Consider the following 18,764-nt stretch of genomic DNA (forward strand, 5'->3'; position numbering starts at 1 on the left):
GCTTAAAAAGCTGCTCTAACAGAAAAGGTTAAACTCCTCGTAAACGGATAATTAATGCCTCTTTCTTCTTTTACTGATGACCAGCGCACTACATCATTGGCCGTTATCTGAAACATGAGACTCGACATCGATAATTTAGATGCGATTTTTTTATTCATATCATAAGAAAGGTTTACTGATTGAAGATTGATCAGATTATCTGGCTGTATAAATCTCGAGCTTACATCAGTCTCGCCATTATCCGCTATATTTTTATAAAAAGAGAGGTCGCCAGACTGCTTCCACTTTTCTTCGAATACACGCTTATCAACATTATATTTTGGATCAGCATTTTCAACACGCTCTACCAGTGTCAGGTTATATTTGTCGCCACCGAAAAAAGTTTGAAACTGTACATACAGACTAAATCTTTTGTAGTTAACCGTTCCACCAAAGTAACCGCTCACTTTAGGATTAGGATCGCCAATTACAACATAATCTCTCTTATCGTAGTCGTATGTAAGTGTACCATCTTTTTTCAGGTATAATTCACGTCCGTTTTCCGGATCTATGCCTAGCGAGCGAACGCCATAAATGGCATTAAAAGGTTGCCCTTCGCTAAATCTAAGTAAGGGAATGCCCCTGTAACCACCATCTCCTGGTTTTACCGACTGCAATTCGTCTGCCCTGTCATTGTATTTTTTTAATGCGTTGGAGATTCTCACCACTTTGTTTTTGTTGGAAACCATACTTGCATTCAGGTTTACCGACCAGTCTTTACTTCTTACTGCATCTATGGTTAGCCCCAGCTCAGCGCCTTTGTTCTCCATGTCGCCAAGGTTTTCCTTATAAGACAGAAATCCTGTTGATGGCGGTAATGTAATATCGGCCAGAATATCTTTGGTAAACTTCTTATATATTCTCGGCGTAATCATTACACGATCTTTAAACAGACCGATATCGATACCAATATCCGTCATCCTCGTTTTTTGCCACCCAAGGTTATCATTTCCATAACTGTTTACTCCGGCACCAATACCAGATGAATACCAGTTTCCTGTATTATATTTATAAATGGTTTTTGATAAGTAAGGATCGAACTCTACCGAACCGGTGAGACCCGTAGAGGCTTTTATTCTAAGTTGGCTAATTACAGGATTACCTTGCAGAAATTCCTCCTGGTGTACATTCCATCCTAAGCCGAACGACCAAAAAGGAGCCAGTTTATTGTTCACTCCGAATTTTGAAGAACCATCAATACGAACGGTTCCATCCATAAGGTAGCGGTTTTTATAGGAGTAGTTCATCGTAAAGAAAGAACCAAAAAGTCGTGCTTTTTCGAGCCTGCTTTGCGGTTTTCCATCTTCAGCGTACCCCTTGGCAAATCCTATGCTCGTAAAACGATCATTAGCAAATCCGATAGCGGTAAATTCTTTTTGATCGCGCAGCTCTGTACGGGCATTTACACCTACTAATGCGTTAAAATAATTGCCACCAATCTGCTTTAGCCAGGTTAACCTGATATTACTATCCCAATAGGTTTCTTTCATTTCCCTATTCATGTATTCGCCCTTTTCATCTATTTTATCTGTTGTGTACAGGTAATATTTATTTGCTAGTGGAGAGGTGAATATGTCATCAGAATTTGACCGTGTGGTTACGCTCATTTGAGCCCTTAACCGAAGGTTGTTCGCCACCTCTACATCAGCAGAAAGGTTATCAATAATTTCGGTGTACTTCGATTTGTTGAAACTGCTTAAGCCAGCATCGAACAGCGGATTAAAAACATATTCTCTCGATCGATCTTGTTTTTCATATATATCAGAAATCCTCATCGTCATGCCATTGGCATCTTGCAATGGGTAATAAGGATTCATCCGTACATAATTAGAAAAATCGCCATATGGAGATTCGGTAGCGCCTACTTGTGTTATGGATAATTCATTTCTGAACTGAATTTTCTTTACATTATACTGAAAACTCATTCCTCCTGAATATTGGTCCCTTTCCGATCCTTTCATTGCTCCGGGCCTGGTTTGGTAACGAAGGTTTACATTGTACCGAAATGCTTGTGAACCTCCATCTAAATTTACAGCATGTTTATGCCCTATGGTATTACGCAGGGGTTGCGATAGCCAATAACTGTTAACACCACCAACAACATTGGCTTTTTTATGGTAATAGATTTCATCGAGCTGATCTTGAGATACCTGTTGTTTCGAAGAATTATATAATCCTGCCAAAACTTCATAATCTAGTTTTTCAGCTGCATTTAACACCTGATAATCAGTTAGATCTGCAGCGGTAAGATTCAATTCGTAGTTGTATTCTATCCTTAGTTTCCCTTCTAAAGGTATTTTAGTCGTTATCACAATTACACCATTGGCCGCGCGTGAACCATAAATTGCCGTTGCAGCCGCATCTTTTAATGAGGTAACCGATGCAATTCTATTCACATCCAGATCAAATACTTTCTGCACGCTTACTTCATATCCGTCAAGCATAAAAACAGGCATGTTCGCTGTTCCAAGAATATCATCTCTTCTCAGCACCTGCCCATCGCCGCTTGGCAGTGCAGAAGCTCCTCTAACATTGATAGAAGGAATTCTGTTGGGATTAGAGCCTGCAAGATTATTATCTATCAGTTTAAATGAAGGATCGAATGTTCCGATACTTTGAAGCAAACTCTGTGGGTTTACCCTTCTCAGCTGATCTCCGGATATCGTAATCGCATTACCGGTATAGTTATCTTTTTTAATCGTTTGATAACCCGTTACCACTACATCGTTCATTTGGGTCATCTTAGAGACAAGCTTAACGTTTAACGTTTTAGTACCTGTAACCTTGGTTTCAAACAAGTCGTAGCCCACATAACTAAAAACCAAAATGCTTCCTTCATCAACATTTACTTTGAATTCGCCTTTATCGTTGGTAATGCCTACGCTTGCACCATTTTTAATGGAAATATTAACGCCCGGAATGGTTTCTCCTGTAGCTTTATCAGCAACAACACCTTTTACTTCAATTTTGGCGTTAACAACTGCGGTTGGCGCCGGTAAATCCTCTTTACCGCTGATTACGACAGTTTTGTTAACAATATTAAAACTGAGGTTCTGATCTTTTAAAGCGGCATTTAACGCCTCGGTTAGCGAAGCCTTCATTAATTCTATAATTACTTCGGGTTTATCCTGCAACAACTGACCTTTATAAAAGAAAAAATAGCCCGTTTGCTTTTTGATCTCCTTAAAAACCTGTTTTAGCGAAGTTTTTCTTCGAGAGAGCGTTACGGTTTGTGAAAAGGTGGCTGCCGAAACATGTAGGGCACCAACCAGTAGTAAAATTGTAGTCAATTTCATGACCAATAAAAATTTAATCTTTACCCTCCGCATGTCGCACACGGGGTTGTAAAGGGTAGTTAATTTCATACCTTTGTAATGAATGAGGTTAAAAAATAGCAGCTGGGTTTCGAAGCAAGCTGCTTGTCCAAATTTCTACCGGAAGCGTTATCGCGCTTTCGGTTTTTTTTAAGGTAGGATGCTAAATTTCTGGTAGTTTTTTCATCATAAAGTTTAGTTAGTTCGTGAATTGGTTGGTTGATTTCTCGGCTGTTTAAAGAAAAGCCATTCTTGTTTAATTTCTAGTTACAGTGAGCACCTTGCCTTTTGCATCAATATGAACGTGATTAAGTTCTAATATTTTAAATACCTCTGCCAGGTTGCTATTTCTCGGAATTTCGCCTACATATTTTTCTGTTGAAATTTTGCCCTGATAAACTACATCTACATCGTACCAACGCGAAATTTGCCGCATAATGCTTTGGAGATCATCATTATCAAAAGAGAAAATATTATTCTTCCAGGCCATTTCTTTATCAATATCAATTTCCTGATCGACAATTAATTTAGCCGTGTTTATATTTAATTTCGATTGTTCTCCCGGGTGCAGATTTACACTACCAGAGGCATTGCTCACTTTTACAGCACCTTCTAAAAGCGTGGTTTTAACAGCGGCTTCATCATTATAGGCATTAATATTAAAATGAGTACCCAAAACTTCTACCGTCTGGCCCTCTGTTTTTACCCTAAAAGGGCGGGTATGGTCTTTTGAAACCTCAAAGTAGGCTTCTCCATTAAGTTCTACTACTCTTTCGTTTTTAGCAAAGGCATAAGGGTATTTTAAGGTCGTGGCTGCATTAAGCCAAACTTTTGTACCATCGGGCAGGCTTACCTGGTATTGTCCGCCGCGGGGCGTGCTAATCGTATTGGAGCCTGTAACTGATGCATTTGGGATTTCTTTAATGATGTATTCGAGCTGGCCGTTTTTTGCCTTACGGATTTCGATACCGTTTTGGCTCGCAATCTGACCGTTTTTAGCATCATCCAGATTTACCACCGTTCCATCGGCTAGTGTTAACATAGCTTTATTTCCACCTGGAAGAATATCTTTTAATTCGGTTTTAGCTGTTAATGGCAAAGTATTACGACCTGCCATAAAATAGAGTCCTACGCTAAAGCATAAAATAATACTGGCAGCTATCGCTATGCGCTTAACCGTGACCAATTTTACAGATCTTCTTCCTGGGCTTAACCGGTTCCATACTTCTTCTTTACTGGTTTCAATGAGCAAGTGGTCAGGAGCCTCTTTTTCGAAAGGCAACTGAAGGTACCATGCTTCTACAATAGCAATTTCTTCTGGCGTACAATGGCCTGCACGGTATTTATCTAAAAGCTTTTTTGCATTTTTCTCCATTAAAAAGAAATCTAGTTTGGTTGATTATTATATATACGGCGAAGCTATAGCCTTGGGGGTATCAAAAAATTATTTTTTTTTTAATAATTTGATTCAACACCCATTTAAAAGAAAAAAAATCGAATTTAAATTACAACCACAGTGGCTAACTATAGGTTTTTAACAAGAAAACAACATAAACTGCTACCCCAAGCCGAGTTTTAAGGATTCGTAGTGCTTTTTTAACCTGCGTTTTAACAGTTAACTCAGAAAGCCCTAATTCGACCGCTATTTCTTTATGCGATTTATTCTCTTTACGGCTTAATATAAATATTTCGCGCATTTTTGGCGGCAAAGCATCAATTTCCTGCTCAATTAATAGCGCCATCTGCTTTTCGCGCACCATATAGTCAGTTAACACATGATCTTGATCTATAAAATCCTGCAAGGAATCAACGTATTTGCTTTCTACTTTTTGATGCGCAAACACATCCAGTACACGGTTACGCACTGCTGTATATAAATATGCTGATAAATTACCATCAGGCGCTACCTGTAAACGTTTAACCCAAAGCGATTCGAACAACTGGTGTAATACATCCTTTGCTTCTTCATCGTCATTTAAGCGTTTATTGGCATGGATAAAAAGCAGGCCATAAAAGCGGTTATAAATTTCGGTAAACGCCAACTCATCACCTTGAGTTAACAAGAATGCCAATTCGCTATCAGAATATGAACCGTAAACACGCATAGAGATAACACAAAGATAATATAAATACAATCGGTTTCACTGGCTTGTATCGAGTCTTATCTTACTTATCTCTTGACATTTGCAATTTTTTACATAAATCGGCGTATTTTGCGCCCTAAAAAGAAAAACAAGCAGTTTTTAAAGCCTTTGTCATTAAAAAAAGACCAAAATAGATACAATTAGTTATTATTAGGTTTCAATTGACGAGATTCCGACAGCTAAATTATGCGTTTTCAACCACAGATGCACACAGATAAACAGGGATTTATAACTGCCAATAAACCTGACATACAAGCCTTAAACTTCGCGGCTTAATATTGCTGCATACGCTACCAGTACAATACAGATAAATGAGGCAATGGTTCTGATCCGATGGAATAAATTCCAGCTGGGCTCAAATTTTTCTCGCAATGCAGTGAGGTCTGTTGCACCAAGTCTACTCAGGTCTGCCCCATCCAAAAGGTTGTTAAGGGGGACATTACCAATGATGGTGACCAGAAAAACACCGCCAAAGTATAATAAGGTTGCCGCTAAAAGCAGGTAAAATACCATAGCTTGTTCTCTAAAAAACCAAACACTTATGGGTAATATGACTAGCGTACCCATAAAAGAAATAAAAAACAACGGATTTAAAATAGCCCGGTTGATTGATTGCATGGCTTGTAAAAAAGAAGCATCAGAAAGACGTGCAAGGCCTGGAATAACCGAACAAGAGTACGCATAAAAAAGACCACCAATAAGTGCAGTAGAAACTGTACTCAACAAAAGAACCAAGGTTTTGAAATTCATAAACAATTGCTTTAAATATATCCTTACCCTAAGGAGTATGACGAATTTAAGCAAAAACGTTAGCTGAAAAAAAATAATTCCTATCTAAAAAAGAGCGCTAATTTAGATAGGAAGAGAGATAATCTAGATATGAAAAGTTAATAGGTAGATGTTAAATAAAAAATTTTAATGTTTATTGCTCCCAAACAAACGCCGTCTAGATTAAAATTTCTACATTTTCATTGATTGTAAACGAAGATCGCATTCTGTCTTTATCTTCAGCACTAGGTTACATAGATCGGTCTGTTTTCGTTATAGATCGGTGCAAATGTTAATCAGAACCTATATTTAGAACTACAATATCAGTAGCTTGGCATCCTACCTGCCCTTGTTCTAAATTAAAGCGAACTTTGGTTCCTACAACTAAAGAACGACGGTAAATCCCTATCAATTTCTGGTTATCTGCATAAACCATTTCCCTTCCATCATCGGGTGCAATAAATCCGAAACCTCGTATCGGATTATACCATTTAATCACTCCTGTATACATCATAACGCAATTTTTTACCCTAAATTAGCCAACTGAAAGAAAATTTACTACGAAACAGGATAAAGCGTTCTATTTTCGGTATGAAAAGGCGTAATTTCGTTATGTATACAAAGGAAAATTAACAAATGATTAAGTGTATAGCCATTGATGACCAACAAAACTCAATTTCGGGGCTTGAAAAATATATAGCAGATACTCCGAATATGAAGCTTCTGGCGAGTTACACCGATCCGGTGGTGGCCTTGAACGAGCTTAAAAAGATTGACCAGGTAGATGTGATATTTATGGACATTCAAATGCCACAGATTTCGGGAATCGAACTTTCTAAAGCAATCCGCTCCAAAACCAGGAAACTGATATTTACCACCTCTCATGAAGAATATGCCTTTGAAGCATTCGAAGCAGAAGCAGATGCGTATTTACTTAAACCTTATGGATATGCTAAATTTGCCTTAACGGTAAACCGTGTTTTTGAGGAAGAAATAGAAAATATAGGGCAGGAAACTTATTTTTTGGTCAAAAATAAATCAGAAGACCACAAAGCGGTTTTAGTGCGGTATGCAGATATAATTGCTTTTGAAAGTTTCCACAACTATATCAAAATACATACAAAAGAGAAGATAATTATTGCTTATTTAAGTTTGAAAGATGTTAAAGAACAACTGAACCTTAAAAAGGGCTTCATCCAGCTGCATAGGGGGTATATTATTTCCATCAATCATATTTTACATGTTGAGGGAACAAGAGTAACACTTTCTAACCATACCAGCTTTACTGTTGGCGACCTCTACTACAATGATTTCCGGGATTTCTTCACCGATAAACTTATTACCAGTAAACGGAATAAATAACGGTTAAGGATAGATAAAAGGCTATGGCCTAGACTAGCATATAAAAAGAAAGCCCACGTAACACGCGGGCTTTCTTTTTAAAAGCGAAAACAAATTATTTAGCGCTATTTTTTTTATCAGTTACTTCAGCTCTAATTTCTTGGGCTAAAACTTTTAGGTCTTGCATTGCTTTACGTACACGTGTACCTGCTGCTGCATTACCACCATCATAAAATTTAGTTGCATCTGCTTCAACAGAAGAGATTAGATCTTGCACTTTTTTAAATTTGTCCATAATTTTTCTTTTATCGGGATGGTAAACATCCATTAATTAAATATATTCCTTTCCGCTCACAATAAACGGGCCGCAAAACTATTGTTTTTTATAAATTAAACAAACGTTTATGCCAAATCATTATTGCGGAATAGTATAAAAGCAATGGCAACAGCAGCAATATTAGCCTATTTTTAGCCAAAACATTCCATTCTTAGCATCTTTTGCACATCAAACATTTACAATGAAGGTAACTTAATTTAACAATTATGTTTTATCTTGGTTGGAAATATGCAGTCGTTGAACCTTATAGTTAGTACCAGTTGCCTATTCTTACTTTTATTCTCTATGCATCTTTTTTTCGCAAAAAAAGGGAATAAGCTGCTTAACGTTCTACTTTCGGTTATATTTTTTGCCCGGTTTGGGCAGATTTTAACTTCGCTGCTCTTTAAATCGGGTCAACCTAATACCCTAGCCTTTTTTCATCAAACTTTTACTCCGTTTTATTACGCTGCCCCAGCCTGCTTTTACCTTTACATAACAGGCTTTCTTCAAGATCGTAAAAGTTTACAAAAAATAGAATGGCTTCATTTTGTACCAGCTTTGTTGGCTGTTATCCACGTTATCCCCTGGCATTTTTCTACAACACTAGATTGGGATTTGATAGGAAACCAATTAGCAGAAAATGGTTACTTCTCACTAAAAGCAAAAAGTGGCCTGTTTCCTCCATATTTTCATTACTTATTTAGGCCAATGCTGGTATTTGGTTATTTGTGTCTTACCTGGATTGCAGTACTCCGTTTAAAAAACAAACCACAACAAATACTCGAAGGTGAAGGCAGAAAATGGATCATCTTTTTTCTCCGGATTGCGACCTTTTTCCAGTTGTTTAGTTTAGTGCCCATTATTTTAAGAAGCTTACACATCCCATATGTTAATGCCTCTTTTATTGTGCTCAATTGTTTGGCTCTATTAGTCATTTTATTATATGCGCTTCACAAGCCTTATATTTTTTATGGCTACCTGCTGGTAGCTGTTGATTGGACTAAAAAAGCTGCAACCAAAAAAACTGAAACTGATTCCTCATTAGCTCCTTTATTGGAAGAAGATCCAAAACGTATACTTAAAGCTGTCAAAAAAAGTAATCTTTTAGATGCGCAACTGTCTGACTATGCCCTTGCCATGAAAGAAATAATGGAAGCTGAACGCCTTTACCTGATACACGATTTTCAGATTATCGACCTAGCGGCAAAACTTAACCTCCCGATCCATCATTGCTCTTTCGTAATTAATAAACACATCGGCAAAAATTTCCGCGACTGGATAAACAGTTACCGGGTAAATCATTTCCTAATACAGTACCCGCTCCAATCGGATAAAATAACAATAGAAGCTATTGCTTCTGAAGCTGGCTTTAAAAGTCTGGCTACGTTTTACAATGCATTTAAAAAAGAAACGGGCTTAATGCCAACCACCTATTTTGCACAGGAATTAAGCCGTTAACCTGTTATTCCCTCTTTTTTTACTCTAACGATCGTATCGTTAGAGGCCACAACCACGTTTTATTTCTCTAAATATTGAAATGCCAGATACCTTTGGTTTCTGATCATCATATGAGTATGGTATTTCAAATAAATATGCTTTAATCCATTTCTCAGAAATCTAACAAGCCTTAACTATGCTTTATTCAACATCGTTTTTACGCCCGCTTTTCGATTATATTGAGCAATTTTATCCTTTATCTGAAGCCTTTAAGGCCGAACATGAAAAATCTTGTAAGCTCATCCATGTTAAAAAGAACAAACACATCCTTTCACCAATAGACAGTAATGCTTCGCTCTATTTTTTGGTACACGGACTCGTTCGTGGCTTCATACGCGATGGCAAAAAAGATATCAGCACTTGGTTTAGCTGTGGAAATGAATTAATTGGCGCCATACGTCATCCCGATCAGCAGCCCAATCATTCGATAGAATATCTTCAGGCCCTGGAAGAAAGTCAACTCATCTGCATTCCTTATACCCTAATCGATTCGATGTACGCAAACTATCCAGAGGCCAACCTAATCGGCAGAAAGCTTTTGGCGCTTCATTATTATGCAGCATCAGAAAGATCAATCCTGGCCAGGATACCAAAAGCAATAAGCAGGTACCGTAAACTCCAGGAAAGCGATTTGGATATCAACAGAATACCGCAGCGTTATCTGGCCAGCTACCTTGGCATGCGCTTAGAAACCCTGAGTAGAATCAGAAATAAAATTTTAACACCCGATTACCGGTTGTGCTCTTAATTTAGCGAAAAAACAATCAATCATTCTAACGTGCAGTCATTCGATCACGCAAACATTCAAGCCTTTTAGCCACTACCTTTTCAACTTTTTTCCTTTCCGCTTCTTTTGCTAAATTTGCAGCAATGATTTTATATAAAACCAACGAAGAAGTAGAACTGATGCGGATCAGTGCCCTACTGGTTAGCGATACCCTTGCAGAAGTAGCTAAAATATTAAAGCCAGGCATTACAACCCTCGAGATTGATAGAATAGCCAACGAATTTATACTTGATAATGGCGCTGTACCTTCCTTTTACAACTATAATGGTTTTCCTTTCCATATTATTACCTCGGTAAACGATGTGGTTGTACATGGCTTTCCGACTAAAGATGAGCTGAAAGATGGCGATATTATCTCAGTAGATGTGGGTACCATAAAAAACGGTTTTCATGGCGATCATGCATATACCTTTATCGTCGGCGAAGTATCGCCAGCAGTACTAAACCTGGTAAAAACAACTAAAGAATCGCTTTTTCTTGGAATTAAAGAAGCTGTTGTGGGCAAACGCATTGGCGATATTGGTGCAGCTATCCAAAGCCATAACGAAAAGCAAGGCTACGGCGTAGTAAGAGATCTGGTAGGCCATGGCTTAGGGAAAGATATGCATGAAGATCCACAGGTACCGAATTATGGCCGTAAAGGCAACGGTTTACTCCTAAGAGAAAACCTGGTAATGGCCATAGAACCTATGATAAATATGGGCAAAAAAGACGTTTTTCTAGATGATGACGGCTGGACGATCAGAACTGCTGATGGAAGTCCATCTGTACATTTTGAACATGATGTATGTGTGAAAAAAGGGGAAGCACTTATTCTTTCTAATTATGCCCCTATTGAGGCTGCTGAAAAGCAGAACAGCAACCTTAATACTTCTTATTACTAAATAGCAATACAATGGGCGCATGGAGGTTTTGGAGAGATCAGTTTCTCAAAAAACTCCATGTAACCATCTATCTTATTACACCAATATTGCATCTGAAACTATCGCCTCAGCATTATCTTCTAACAATATTTTAACCGTTTTTAGGGTAGACTCCGCAATTTCTGTTAAGGCCTCTTGCGTAAAAAAAGCCTGATGCCCGGTAAGCAAAACATTCGGAAAACTAATTAGCCGCTGAATATCATCGTCACCAATAATACTTGCTGAAAGATCTTTAAAAAAGAGTTGTTCTTCCTGCTCGTATACATCAATTCCCAGCGCCGCAAGTTGGCCTGTTTTTAGTGCTTCAATCACCTCTCGTGTATTAATCAACCCGCCTCTGCTTGTATTGATTAGCGTAACACCTTTTTTCATCGTCAATAAGCTATTTGATCCTATCAGATAATGGTTTTCTGGTGTAAGCGGGCAGTGCAGCGAAATAATATCAGCTTCTTTTATCACTTCATGAAAAGGCAAATACTTTACTCCTGCAATTTGTAATGATTTATCCACAAAAGGATCAGAAGCCAGTACAGTACAGCCAAAACCAAGCATAATTTTACAGAAAGCAGCGCCAATTTTCCCTGTGCCGATTACGCCAACTGTTTTGCCAAAAAGATTGAACCCCATTAAACCTGAAAGCGAAAAATTCTGTTCGCGTATGCGGTTGTAGGCCTTATGGGTTTTACGGTTTAGGGTAAGCAACATGGCTACTGCATGTTCTGCCACAGCCTGTGGCGAATAAGCCGGAACGCGGCAAACGCGAATCCCGTATTGTTTGGCCGCATTCAGATCCACATTGTTAAAGCCTGCACAACGCAAAGCAATAATTTTCACCCCTTTTTGTGCCAGTATGGCTATAACATCAGCCGTTAGTTTATCGTTCACAAATACACAAACAGCATCAGTACCTGTTTTTATCGCGTCGGCAATATGAGGCCCCAGATGAGTTTCCCAAAATTCTAATTCAAAATCATAATGTTTATTACAGCTTTCAAAAAATTCACGGTCGTAAGGCTTCGCAGAAAAAAACACAATCTTCATATCGTTAAAAATACAGATTAAATAGGATTTTGCTGTCCTGTTTTAACCTAGGAGTCAAAACGCTTATTTTCCAAAATCAAATAATAGCGTCCCCTTAAAAGTTTTTCCGTCTGTTTTGTTTTTCTGGCTTTGGGGTCCCAATAATAAAGCAGACTGAAACTTGGTCCCGATGGCACTTACCCCTTTTAAGAAACCTATACTCCCTTCTGGGAAAGCGGGCTCTACATTGTTGTTGCTTAGTGCCGCAGCTTCACGGGCAGGCCTTAACATTTGCAGATAAGTATCCTGATCGGGTATGTAAACCGTAAACGGGGCTTCCTTATTTTCTACAGTCACCCAGTTCACTTCGGCATGATAACCTTTAAACTCAGGGTAGCCCCAGGTTTCACCAGTGATCGAATTATTATAATCTTTATGCCAAACCCCAAACTGCTGCCCTTTTAGCCTGTTTTTCCAAACCCTATACGGGCCACGGCCAAGATATTTCATTCCGGTAATTTTATCTTCAGGATAATTAAAGGTAATACCCATAAAATCAGCATCACCCTGTTGGTTAAATTGATATTCGAGTTTTACCAGCTTTCCGGTTTCAAATGTCCACTTCGCATGCAAATTACCAGCACCCTGATAATCAGACTCAACGATATATTTTGCGCCTTCTGCTTTATGGCTAAAATTTTTCAATTCGGTATTTACACCAGCCAACACCGGACCTTTTGACAAAGAAATAATGGTATTCCCTTTAACAACTTTCTCCAGATAACCCGTTGCCTTTTCAAAATAGTAGCTCATACCATCCTGTTTAATCAGGAGCGACTGGTTAGTTTCTTCGGCTTTTACTACTGAGTTGGACAGCGTAGTTTCTTGCTTCTCTGCAACCAAACGGGCAGTTTTTATCGGCCAGCTCCAGGTAAATATTTCCTTCTTATCAGCCCCATAAGCGGTTAAATATAAAGCGTCACTTTGTGTCCACGATTTTGGCAAAGCCAGATCAAGCGTACCTTTTGCGCCAGGCTTAAGCTTAGAAGCCGTTGCTCCACTGGCATTTACAATAGCTTTTGTTCCTGCTGTGTTAGCTGAGGGAAAACTAAGCAATTTCCATTTAAAAGTACATTGATCAAGATTAGTAAAATTGAAACGGTTCTCGATCGCGATTTTACCATTAAAATCACTGTCAATTTTTACCAGATCGACAAAAACCGGAGACCATATCTCTTTTATGGTGTAAAAACTGGCTTCCTTTTCGCGGTGTGGGCCAATAATTCCATCAGGCGCATGGTTTCCATCACCATCGTAAATACCGTTTTTATCTGTACGGATTACGTTTTCATCCACCAAAGCCCAAATAAAACCACCGGCACCATGCGGGTGAATCAACATTTGATTCCAGAAATCATCTAAAGCCGCACCAGCACCACCATCATAAAGCGCGTGCATAAATTCAGTCGGAAAGAAAACCTCCTGTCCTGAAGCAGCGGCCTTAATCATATAGTTATAATCTGGGTAATGTTTGGTATCGGTTCCGTTAAATTTCTCCCATGGATGAATTACGGTACGTTTCTGAGGATCGTATAAAGCATAATCATTATCAAGATCGGTATTAAACCCTCCCTCGTTGCCATTGGCCCAAAAAACAATAGATGGATGGTTTACATCCCTGATTACAAGTTCTTTTACGAGCCTGTGCCCAACTGTGTTATCGTATTTTGCCTGCCAGCCCGTTAATTCATTAATCACATACAGTCCTAACGAGTCGCAGATATCCAAAAACTCCGCATCGGGTGGATAATGCGACATGCGAACAGCGTTCATATTCATTTCTTTCATTAGCCTCACATCCATTAAATGTACCTCGCGACTTAATGTACGTCCGCTTTCGGGCCAAAAGCTATGGCGATTAACACCTTTTAAAATCATTTTCGAACCATTAACATAAAAACCATCGCCATTACGCAGTTCAAGCGTACGAAAACCGAACTTTTGTTTTACCTGATGAATAATTTTCTGTTTATTTTTGATCCGCACCACCACCTGATATAAATTGGGGAATTCGCTACTCCATAATAAAGGGTTTGAGAAAGTAGCCTTCAGGGTCTGCATACCATTCGCTAAATTCGCTTTTACAGCAAATGCTTTCCCTACATTTTCGCCAGTTAGTTTTTTCACCTGGGCTTCAAGAATATCATCAGCAGCCAAATTTTGGCCATAAACATCAAGCTGAAAGGTTCCATCGGCCTTAGCATTAACAGCAACTCTTTCTATAAATTTGTTTGGTACAGTTTCCAGGTAAACCGGACGGAAAATGCCACCAAAAATCCAAAAATCGCTCGTTCTTTCGGCTTTATTAATCGACGCATTTGCCGATACTTTATCAACCGTAACTTCCAATAGGTTCTTCTGTCCTGGTTTTAACAGTGTGGTAATATCATATTTAAACCGATAAAATCCGCCCTGGTGCAGGTCTCCCGCCAGCTTTCCGTTAATACTAACCTTAGTATCGGTCATAGCGCCTTCAAAAACCAGGAATACTTTTTTTCCTGTGATTTTACCCACCGGAAACTCATAACGATAAATGCCCTGTTCGCTGGCTTTAACTTTATCATGCCCATAGTTGTAAGTTCCAAAGCCCTGTAATTCCCAGTTAGATGGCACAGGTATTTTAGTCCATATGCCGCTTTTACGACCGGCAGTACAATAAAAATCCCATTGTTTGGTATGGTCTTTATCCGTTCCGGAAAGATAGGTTTTAGTAGTTTCCTGCGAAAAGCCCGCGAAAGAAATCAATAGCAACAATAAAGATACTAATCTTTTGATCATGATATATTTGGTATAAGCATTAAAACAGCGTCAGTTTTCAACCAAAAATAATGGTTTTGGATGTATTAAACCGAACGTTTACAAGATAATGGAATTTGTGCTTAAATGAGACTGGATAACCAGCATTTTACATCTTTAATCATTCAGGGTTTTAAAAACATTAAAAATTTAATAATTTTACTTAGAAGCTTAACTGTTCCACTATGAAAAACAACAAACTATCCGAACTTAGCCTAACCGAATTAAACAAACAGAAAAAACAATTGAGCGGCCTGTTAATTGGAAGTGCTATTGTGATGTTGTTTCTGTTTAGTGCACTTTTATATCTGATTGTTAAAAAACAAAACTTTGTGCTACTTGCCGTTATTCCAGGCTGTATGCTCGCTTGGTTACCCGTTGCAATTAAATTAAGTCAATTAAATACTGAAATAAAATTACGGGGTTCAGAAACAAACTCAGGCCTGTAAAAACTAAAATGGAAACAACAAATTTAAAAGATGGCGACTACTGCGTTGTGGTTAAAGGAACGCATATCGGTAAGTCTGGCAAGGTAAGCGATATAAACACGAGTAAAACAGGCCACATTACCATTACTGTAGAACAAGACAATGCCGTGAGGTTTAAAACCCTTGGCCGGAATGTGGTACTGAAGGCACATACAAAATAAAATACCTGATGAGTGGTAGCTCAATCTTAAATACCATCTCCTACCAACTTACGTCTGCCATTCGGCCTGATACCCAAGAGGAAGGCAGCAAAAAACCATCACATCAATAGCTAAAATAGCCAAAATCAGTAACATGTTGATTACGCTGAACAGGGTTAACGCGCTGCTCCGTACTTTTATGCCACACACAAATAAATTCATGAGGGCTTTTACTAAATCGATTTTGCTACTCCTGCTCTTTGCAGGTATTTTCACAAACAGTAACGCACAAAATTATACCGTGAAGGGTATAGTGTTAGATACTGCAGGCTTACCACTACCCGGTGCGGTAGTCAGGATTAAATTCGGCGCCGACAGTATAGGCACCTCTGCCAATAATGATGGTACATTTGCATTGGATAAAATTAAATCTAAACAGTTTACCTTATCAGCAGCTTTTATAGGCTTCGATACATTTATTAAACAGTATCAGATCGAAAAGGGTAGTATTTTAAACATCACCGATATCAAACTTAAACCATCATCGAACACATTAGAGGGCGTAGTGATCTCGGGTGTTCCTCCTGTTAAAGTAACCGAAGATACCGTGAGTTTTAGCGCCAAAGCCTTTCCTGTTAGAGATGGCGATGCTGTTGACGAAGTACTGAAAAAACTACCCGGTATTAAGGTGGATAAGGATGGGAATGTAACCAGTCAGGGTTCGCCTGTAACCAAAATACGTGTTAACGGTAAAGATTTCTTCGGAACAGATGTAGCCACAGCCATTAAAAATCTTCCTGCCGATATTATCAAAAACCTTCAGTTCATCGATGATTATGGCGATCAGGCCAAACTTACAGGCATTAAAACGGGCGAGCCGGAAAAGGTGCTGAACCTGACCATTGAAGAAGATAAAAAGAAAGGTTATTTTGCCAGGGCCTCTGCAGGTTTGGGCAACGCCGATCGCTATAATACCAATATACGGGGAAATAGCATGAAGGGTGAACAGCAGATTTCATTCGATGGCACTTCGGCAAATGCCAATATGCGTGGTGGTGGCGGCGATGGCATTACAACCAGAAATGTTGCCGGACTTAACTATAAAAATGAGTTTAACACCAAACTCTCGGCAGATGCCGGATATAATTTCAACAACAATAAAAACAACACCATTAGTTCTACCTATACACAAAGTGTTTTACAAGATGCGGGGCAAAATCCGTTGAGCAGACTTGAAGATGCCCGAAACAACAGTAAGAGCGATAACTATAGCCATTGGTTTGGCGGTAATTTGGAGTATAAAATAGATACGATGAATTACCTTAAAATTTCTCCAAACTTTTCTTACAATACCAATAGCGGCAATAATACGGGTAGCTCGCTTATTACCCAGGATACCTTGTTTACGCGAAGAGAAAGCAATAATTTCAGTAATTCGAATAACCTGAATGCGCGTACCAATATATTTTACAACCATAAATTTTCGAAGAAAGGCCGGAACCTGACTTCCTGGGGTAACATCAATTACACCAATGGCGAAAATTTTGGGAATGTGTACAACAAATACATCAACATTCATACTAACGCAGCCGATTCGGTGCTACAAAACCAGCTGAACAACCAGAATAGCCGGAATTTAGGCCTTAATGTAGGTGCATCATATATGGAGCCTCTTTGGAAAAAAACCTTTTTAGAAGTAAACTACAGCTGGAACCGATCATCAACAAATAATTCGAGAGATGCTTATGATGTGGCTAATGGTAATCAGGTATTTAATCCAAACCTTAGCAATATTTACGATTACCAGTTCATAACCAATAAAGTAGGGCTGAATTACCGGTATATCGGCGAAAAGCTGAACTATACACTAGGCATCAATGCACAGCCAGCTTTACTTCAGGGACAGAATTTAAGTAATAATATTGAAACCGTTAACCGTACTTTTAACCTCATCCCCTCTGGTCGGTTCTCGTATAAATTTTCTAACCAGCAATCGCTGGATGTAAATTATTGGGGCAGAAATAACCAACCTGGATTCTTACAATTACAACCTATATCCGACAATTCTAACTTACAGAACGTGGTTACGGGTAACCCTAATCTAAAGCCCGAGTTTATCCAGAGTATCAATGCCCATTACAAACAAGCCGATTGGAGCGCCGGAAAAGTGATCATGGCCAATTTTAAGTACGAACGCACCAACGATAGGATTGTAACCACTAAAGAGCGTGTACCAGGCACTGTTAATCAGCTTACCAGTTACATTAACACAGATGGATATTACACCCTACAGGGCGATTACGACATCAGTAAACCGCTCTCGCCAGAGCGAAAGTTTACCATTGGTTATTCTGGTTCTGGGCAACTGAACAACAACATTACTTTTACCGATAACAGCAGAATAGAAGCACGCAATATGGCCTGGCGCCAGGAACTCGAATTTAGGGTAGACCTGAAAGATATTGTTAATTTTGAGGTAGAAACCTCTTATTCGCAAAACCTGACTAAATATTCGAATGATACGTTTACCGACCGCCAGTCTAACCGTTTTGAGTGTGGCATAGAAGGTCGTAATTATTTCTTTAAAGACCTTACCCTGGGCTACGATTTTACCAAACAGATTAACTCTGGTTTTGATAACGGTGCGGTGCGTAATCCAACTTTGCTTCGTTTATCAATGGAATATAAGTTTATGAAGAACGATATGGCCGCTATCCGTGTAGAAGGATTCGATCTTTTTGATCAGAACTCAGGGATATCAAGAGATGTGTTCGATAACGTAATTGTGGATAAGCAAGTTAACCGACTGGGACGGTATTTCATGTTATCACTCATTTATAGAGTGCGTAAATTTGGAAGTTAAAACTGGGTTATAATTTTTACTGTAAAGAAAGATTAAATATCGCCTACGTTTATCTTCTTAAATCTGCGGGGAGCCTATACACCAACTGCTCCCGCAGATTACACTGATTACCGCAGAAATAACTATTTATAGAGTGCGTAAATTTGGAGGTTAAGATTATCACGACGAAGAGAGATTAAATATCATCTGCGTTTATCTTCTTAAATCTGCGGGAAACCTATGCAGCAACTGCCTCCCGCAAATTACAATGATTACCACAGAACTG

15 protein-coding genes are annotated in these 18,764 nt (G+C 38.8%); 7 read left to right on the forward strand and 8 right to left on the reverse strand.

The window, feature by feature from the left end; all coding sequences use genetic code 11:
* Positions 1–2: 2 nt before the first annotated feature.
* The 5 genes from AC1DNH_RS04965 to AC1DNH_RS04985 all read right to left on the reverse strand — a co-directional run bounded on the left by AC1DNH_RS04965 (position 3) and on the right by AC1DNH_RS04985 (position 6,779).
* The gene (locus tag AC1DNH_RS04965; protein ID WP_477609657.1) at positions 3–3,335 is read right to left on the reverse strand and encodes a SusC/RagA family TonB-linked outer membrane protein; all 3,333 of its coding nucleotides are present in this window, start codon (positions 3,333–3,335) and stop codon (positions 3–5) included.
* A 274-nt stretch (positions 3,336–3,609) separates the two neighbouring features.
* Positions 3,610–4,728 (reverse strand): FecR family protein, encoded by a 1,119-nt coding sequence (locus AC1DNH_RS04970; RefSeq protein WP_477583582.1) that lies wholly within the window; start codon positions 4,726–4,728, stop codon positions 3,610–3,612.
* 145 nt (positions 4,729–4,873) lie between these two features.
* Positions 4,874–5,458: an RNA polymerase sigma factor gene (locus AC1DNH_RS04975; protein ID WP_477583580.1), complete on the reverse strand. Its 585-nt coding sequence runs from the start codon at positions 5,456–5,458 to the stop codon at positions 4,874–4,876.
* 297 nt (positions 5,459–5,755) lie between these two features.
* Positions 5,756–6,247 (reverse strand): anthrone oxygenase family protein, encoded by a 492-nt coding sequence (locus AC1DNH_RS04980; RefSeq protein WP_477625226.1) that lies wholly within the window; start codon positions 6,245–6,247, stop codon positions 5,756–5,758.
* A 310-nt stretch (positions 6,248–6,557) separates the two neighbouring features.
* Entirely contained in the window at positions 6,558–6,779 is a 222-nt protein-coding gene (locus tag AC1DNH_RS04985; protein ID WP_477581847.1) for a cold-shock protein, read from the reverse strand.
* A 122-nt stretch (positions 6,780–6,901) separates the two neighbouring features.
* On the opposite strand from AC1DNH_RS04985, the gene AC1DNH_RS04990 reads away from it, so the two are divergent.
* On the forward strand, positions 6,902–7,627 hold the full coding sequence (locus AC1DNH_RS04990) for a LytR/AlgR family response regulator transcription factor (RefSeq protein ID WP_477581849.1): 726 nt from the start codon (positions 6,902–6,904) through the stop codon (positions 7,625–7,627).
* Positions 7,628–7,721: 94 nt separating this feature from the next.
* Here AC1DNH_RS04990 and AC1DNH_RS04995 read toward each other — a convergent pair whose 3' ends face one another.
* A complete protein-coding gene (locus tag AC1DNH_RS04995) occupies positions 7,722–7,901 on the reverse strand; it encodes a histone H1 (protein ID WP_029279213.1) in 180 nt (59 codons plus the stop codon).
* Between the two features lie 327 nt (positions 7,902–8,228).
* Between AC1DNH_RS04995 and AC1DNH_RS05000 the strand changes: the two genes are divergently transcribed.
* From AC1DNH_RS05000 to map, 3 genes are all read left to right on the forward strand, one after another.
* Positions 8,229–9,383 carry a helix-turn-helix domain-containing protein gene (locus AC1DNH_RS05000; protein WP_477581851.1) on the forward strand — a complete coding sequence of 385 codons (1,155 nt, stop codon included), beginning with the start codon at positions 8,229–8,231 and terminating at the stop codon, positions 9,381–9,383.
* Between the two features lie 175 nt (positions 9,384–9,558).
* Positions 9,559–10,170: a Crp/Fnr family transcriptional regulator gene (locus AC1DNH_RS05005; protein ID WP_215128193.1), complete on the forward strand. Its 612-nt coding sequence runs from the start codon at positions 9,559–9,561 to the stop codon at positions 10,168–10,170.
* Between the two features lie 122 nt (positions 10,171–10,292).
* Positions 10,293–11,093, forward strand: a complete 801-nt coding sequence (gene map, locus AC1DNH_RS05010; RefSeq protein WP_477625227.1) for a type I methionyl aminopeptidase — start codon at positions 10,293–10,295, stop codon at positions 11,091–11,093.
* 75 nt (positions 11,094–11,168) lie between these two features.
* On the opposite strand, the gene AC1DNH_RS05015 is transcribed toward map, so the two are convergent.
* Both AC1DNH_RS05015 and AC1DNH_RS05020 read right to left on the reverse strand, forming a co-directional pair.
* Complete coding sequence (locus tag AC1DNH_RS05015) at positions 11,169–12,173, reverse strand: 2-hydroxyacid dehydrogenase (protein WP_477581854.1); 1,005 nt, start codon at positions 12,171–12,173, stop codon at positions 11,169–11,171.
* A gap of 63 nt (positions 12,174–12,236) precedes the next feature.
* Positions 12,237–14,990 carry a glycoside hydrolase family 2 protein gene (locus AC1DNH_RS05020; RefSeq protein ID WP_477625228.1) on the reverse strand — a complete coding sequence of 918 codons (2,754 nt, stop codon included), beginning with the start codon at positions 14,988–14,990 and terminating at the stop codon, positions 12,237–12,239.
* A 203-nt stretch (positions 14,991–15,193) separates the two neighbouring features.
* Between AC1DNH_RS05020 and AC1DNH_RS05025 the strand changes: the two genes are divergently transcribed.
* The 3 genes from AC1DNH_RS05025 to AC1DNH_RS05035 all read left to right on the forward strand — a co-directional run bounded on the left by AC1DNH_RS05025 (position 15,194) and on the right by AC1DNH_RS05035 (position 18,499).
* Complete coding sequence (locus tag AC1DNH_RS05025; protein WP_477610666.1) at positions 15,194–15,457, forward strand: hypothetical protein; 264 nt, start codon at positions 15,194–15,196, stop codon at positions 15,455–15,457.
* An 8-nt stretch (positions 15,458–15,465) separates the two neighbouring features.
* Positions 15,466–15,657, forward strand: coding sequence for an RNA-binding protein (locus AC1DNH_RS05030; protein ID WP_029279221.1), 192 nt, complete (start codon positions 15,466–15,468; stop codon positions 15,655–15,657).
* 133 nt (positions 15,658–15,790) lie between these two features.
* Positions 15,791–18,499, forward strand: a complete 2,709-nt coding sequence (locus tag AC1DNH_RS05035) for an outer membrane beta-barrel protein (protein WP_477625229.1) — start codon at positions 15,791–15,793, stop codon at positions 18,497–18,499.
* Positions 18,500–18,764 lie beyond the last annotated feature (265 nt).

It is taken from the genome of Pedobacter sp. 01N310 (genome assembly GCF_056399805.1).

Bases quoted from the DNA above. Each gene is read 5' to 3' on its own strand.
- AC1DNH_RS05035 (WP_477625229.1), top strand. From the start codon at position 15,791: ATGTTGATTACGCTGAACAGGGTTAACGCGCTGCTCCGTACTTTTATG.
- AC1DNH_RS04980 (WP_477625226.1), bottom strand. From the start codon at position 6,247: ATGAATTTCAAAACCTTGGTTCTTTTGTTGAGTACAGTTTCTACTGCA.
- AC1DNH_RS05020 (WP_477625228.1), bottom strand. From the start codon at position 14,990: ATGATCAAAAGATTAGTATCTTTATTGTTGCTATTGATTTCTTTCGCG.
- map (WP_477625227.1), top strand. From the start codon at position 10,293: ATGATTTTATATAAAACCAACGAAGAAGTAGAACTGATGCGGATCAGT.
- AC1DNH_RS05000 (WP_477581851.1), top strand. From the start codon at position 8,229: ATGCATCTTTTTTTCGCAAAAAAAGGGAATAAGCTGCTTAACGTTCTA.
- AC1DNH_RS04965 (WP_477609657.1), bottom strand. From the start codon at position 3,335: ATGAAATTGACTACAATTTTACTACTGGTTGGTGCCCTACATGTTTCG.
- AC1DNH_RS05015 (WP_477581854.1), bottom strand. From the start codon at position 12,173: ATGAAGATTGTGTTTTTTTCTGCGAAGCCTTACGACCGTGAATTTTTT.
- AC1DNH_RS05025 (WP_477610666.1), top strand. From the start codon at position 15,194: ATGAAAAACAACAAACTATCCGAACTTAGCCTAACCGAATTAAACAAA.
- AC1DNH_RS04990 (WP_477581849.1), top strand. From the start codon at position 6,902: ATGATTAAGTGTATAGCCATTGATGACCAACAAAACTCAATTTCGGGG.
- AC1DNH_RS05030 (WP_029279221.1), top strand. From the start codon at position 15,466: ATGGAAACAACAAATTTAAAAGATGGCGACTACTGCGTTGTGGTTAAA.
- AC1DNH_RS04970 (WP_477583582.1), bottom strand. From the start codon at position 4,728: ATGGAGAAAAATGCAAAAAAGCTTTTAGATAAATACCGTGCAGGCCAT.
- AC1DNH_RS04975 (WP_477583580.1), bottom strand. From the start codon at position 5,458: ATGCGTGTTTACGGTTCATATTCTGATAGCGAATTGGCATTCTTGTTA.
- AC1DNH_RS04995 (WP_029279213.1), bottom strand. From the start codon at position 7,901: ATGGACAAATTTAAAAAAGTGCAAGATCTAATCTCTTCTGTTGAAGCA.
- AC1DNH_RS05005 (WP_215128193.1), top strand. From the start codon at position 9,559: ATGCTTTATTCAACATCGTTTTTACGCCCGCTTTTCGATTATATTGAG.
- AC1DNH_RS04985 (WP_477581847.1), bottom strand. From the start codon at position 6,779: ATGATGTATACAGGAGTGATTAAATGGTATAATCCGATACGAGGTTTC.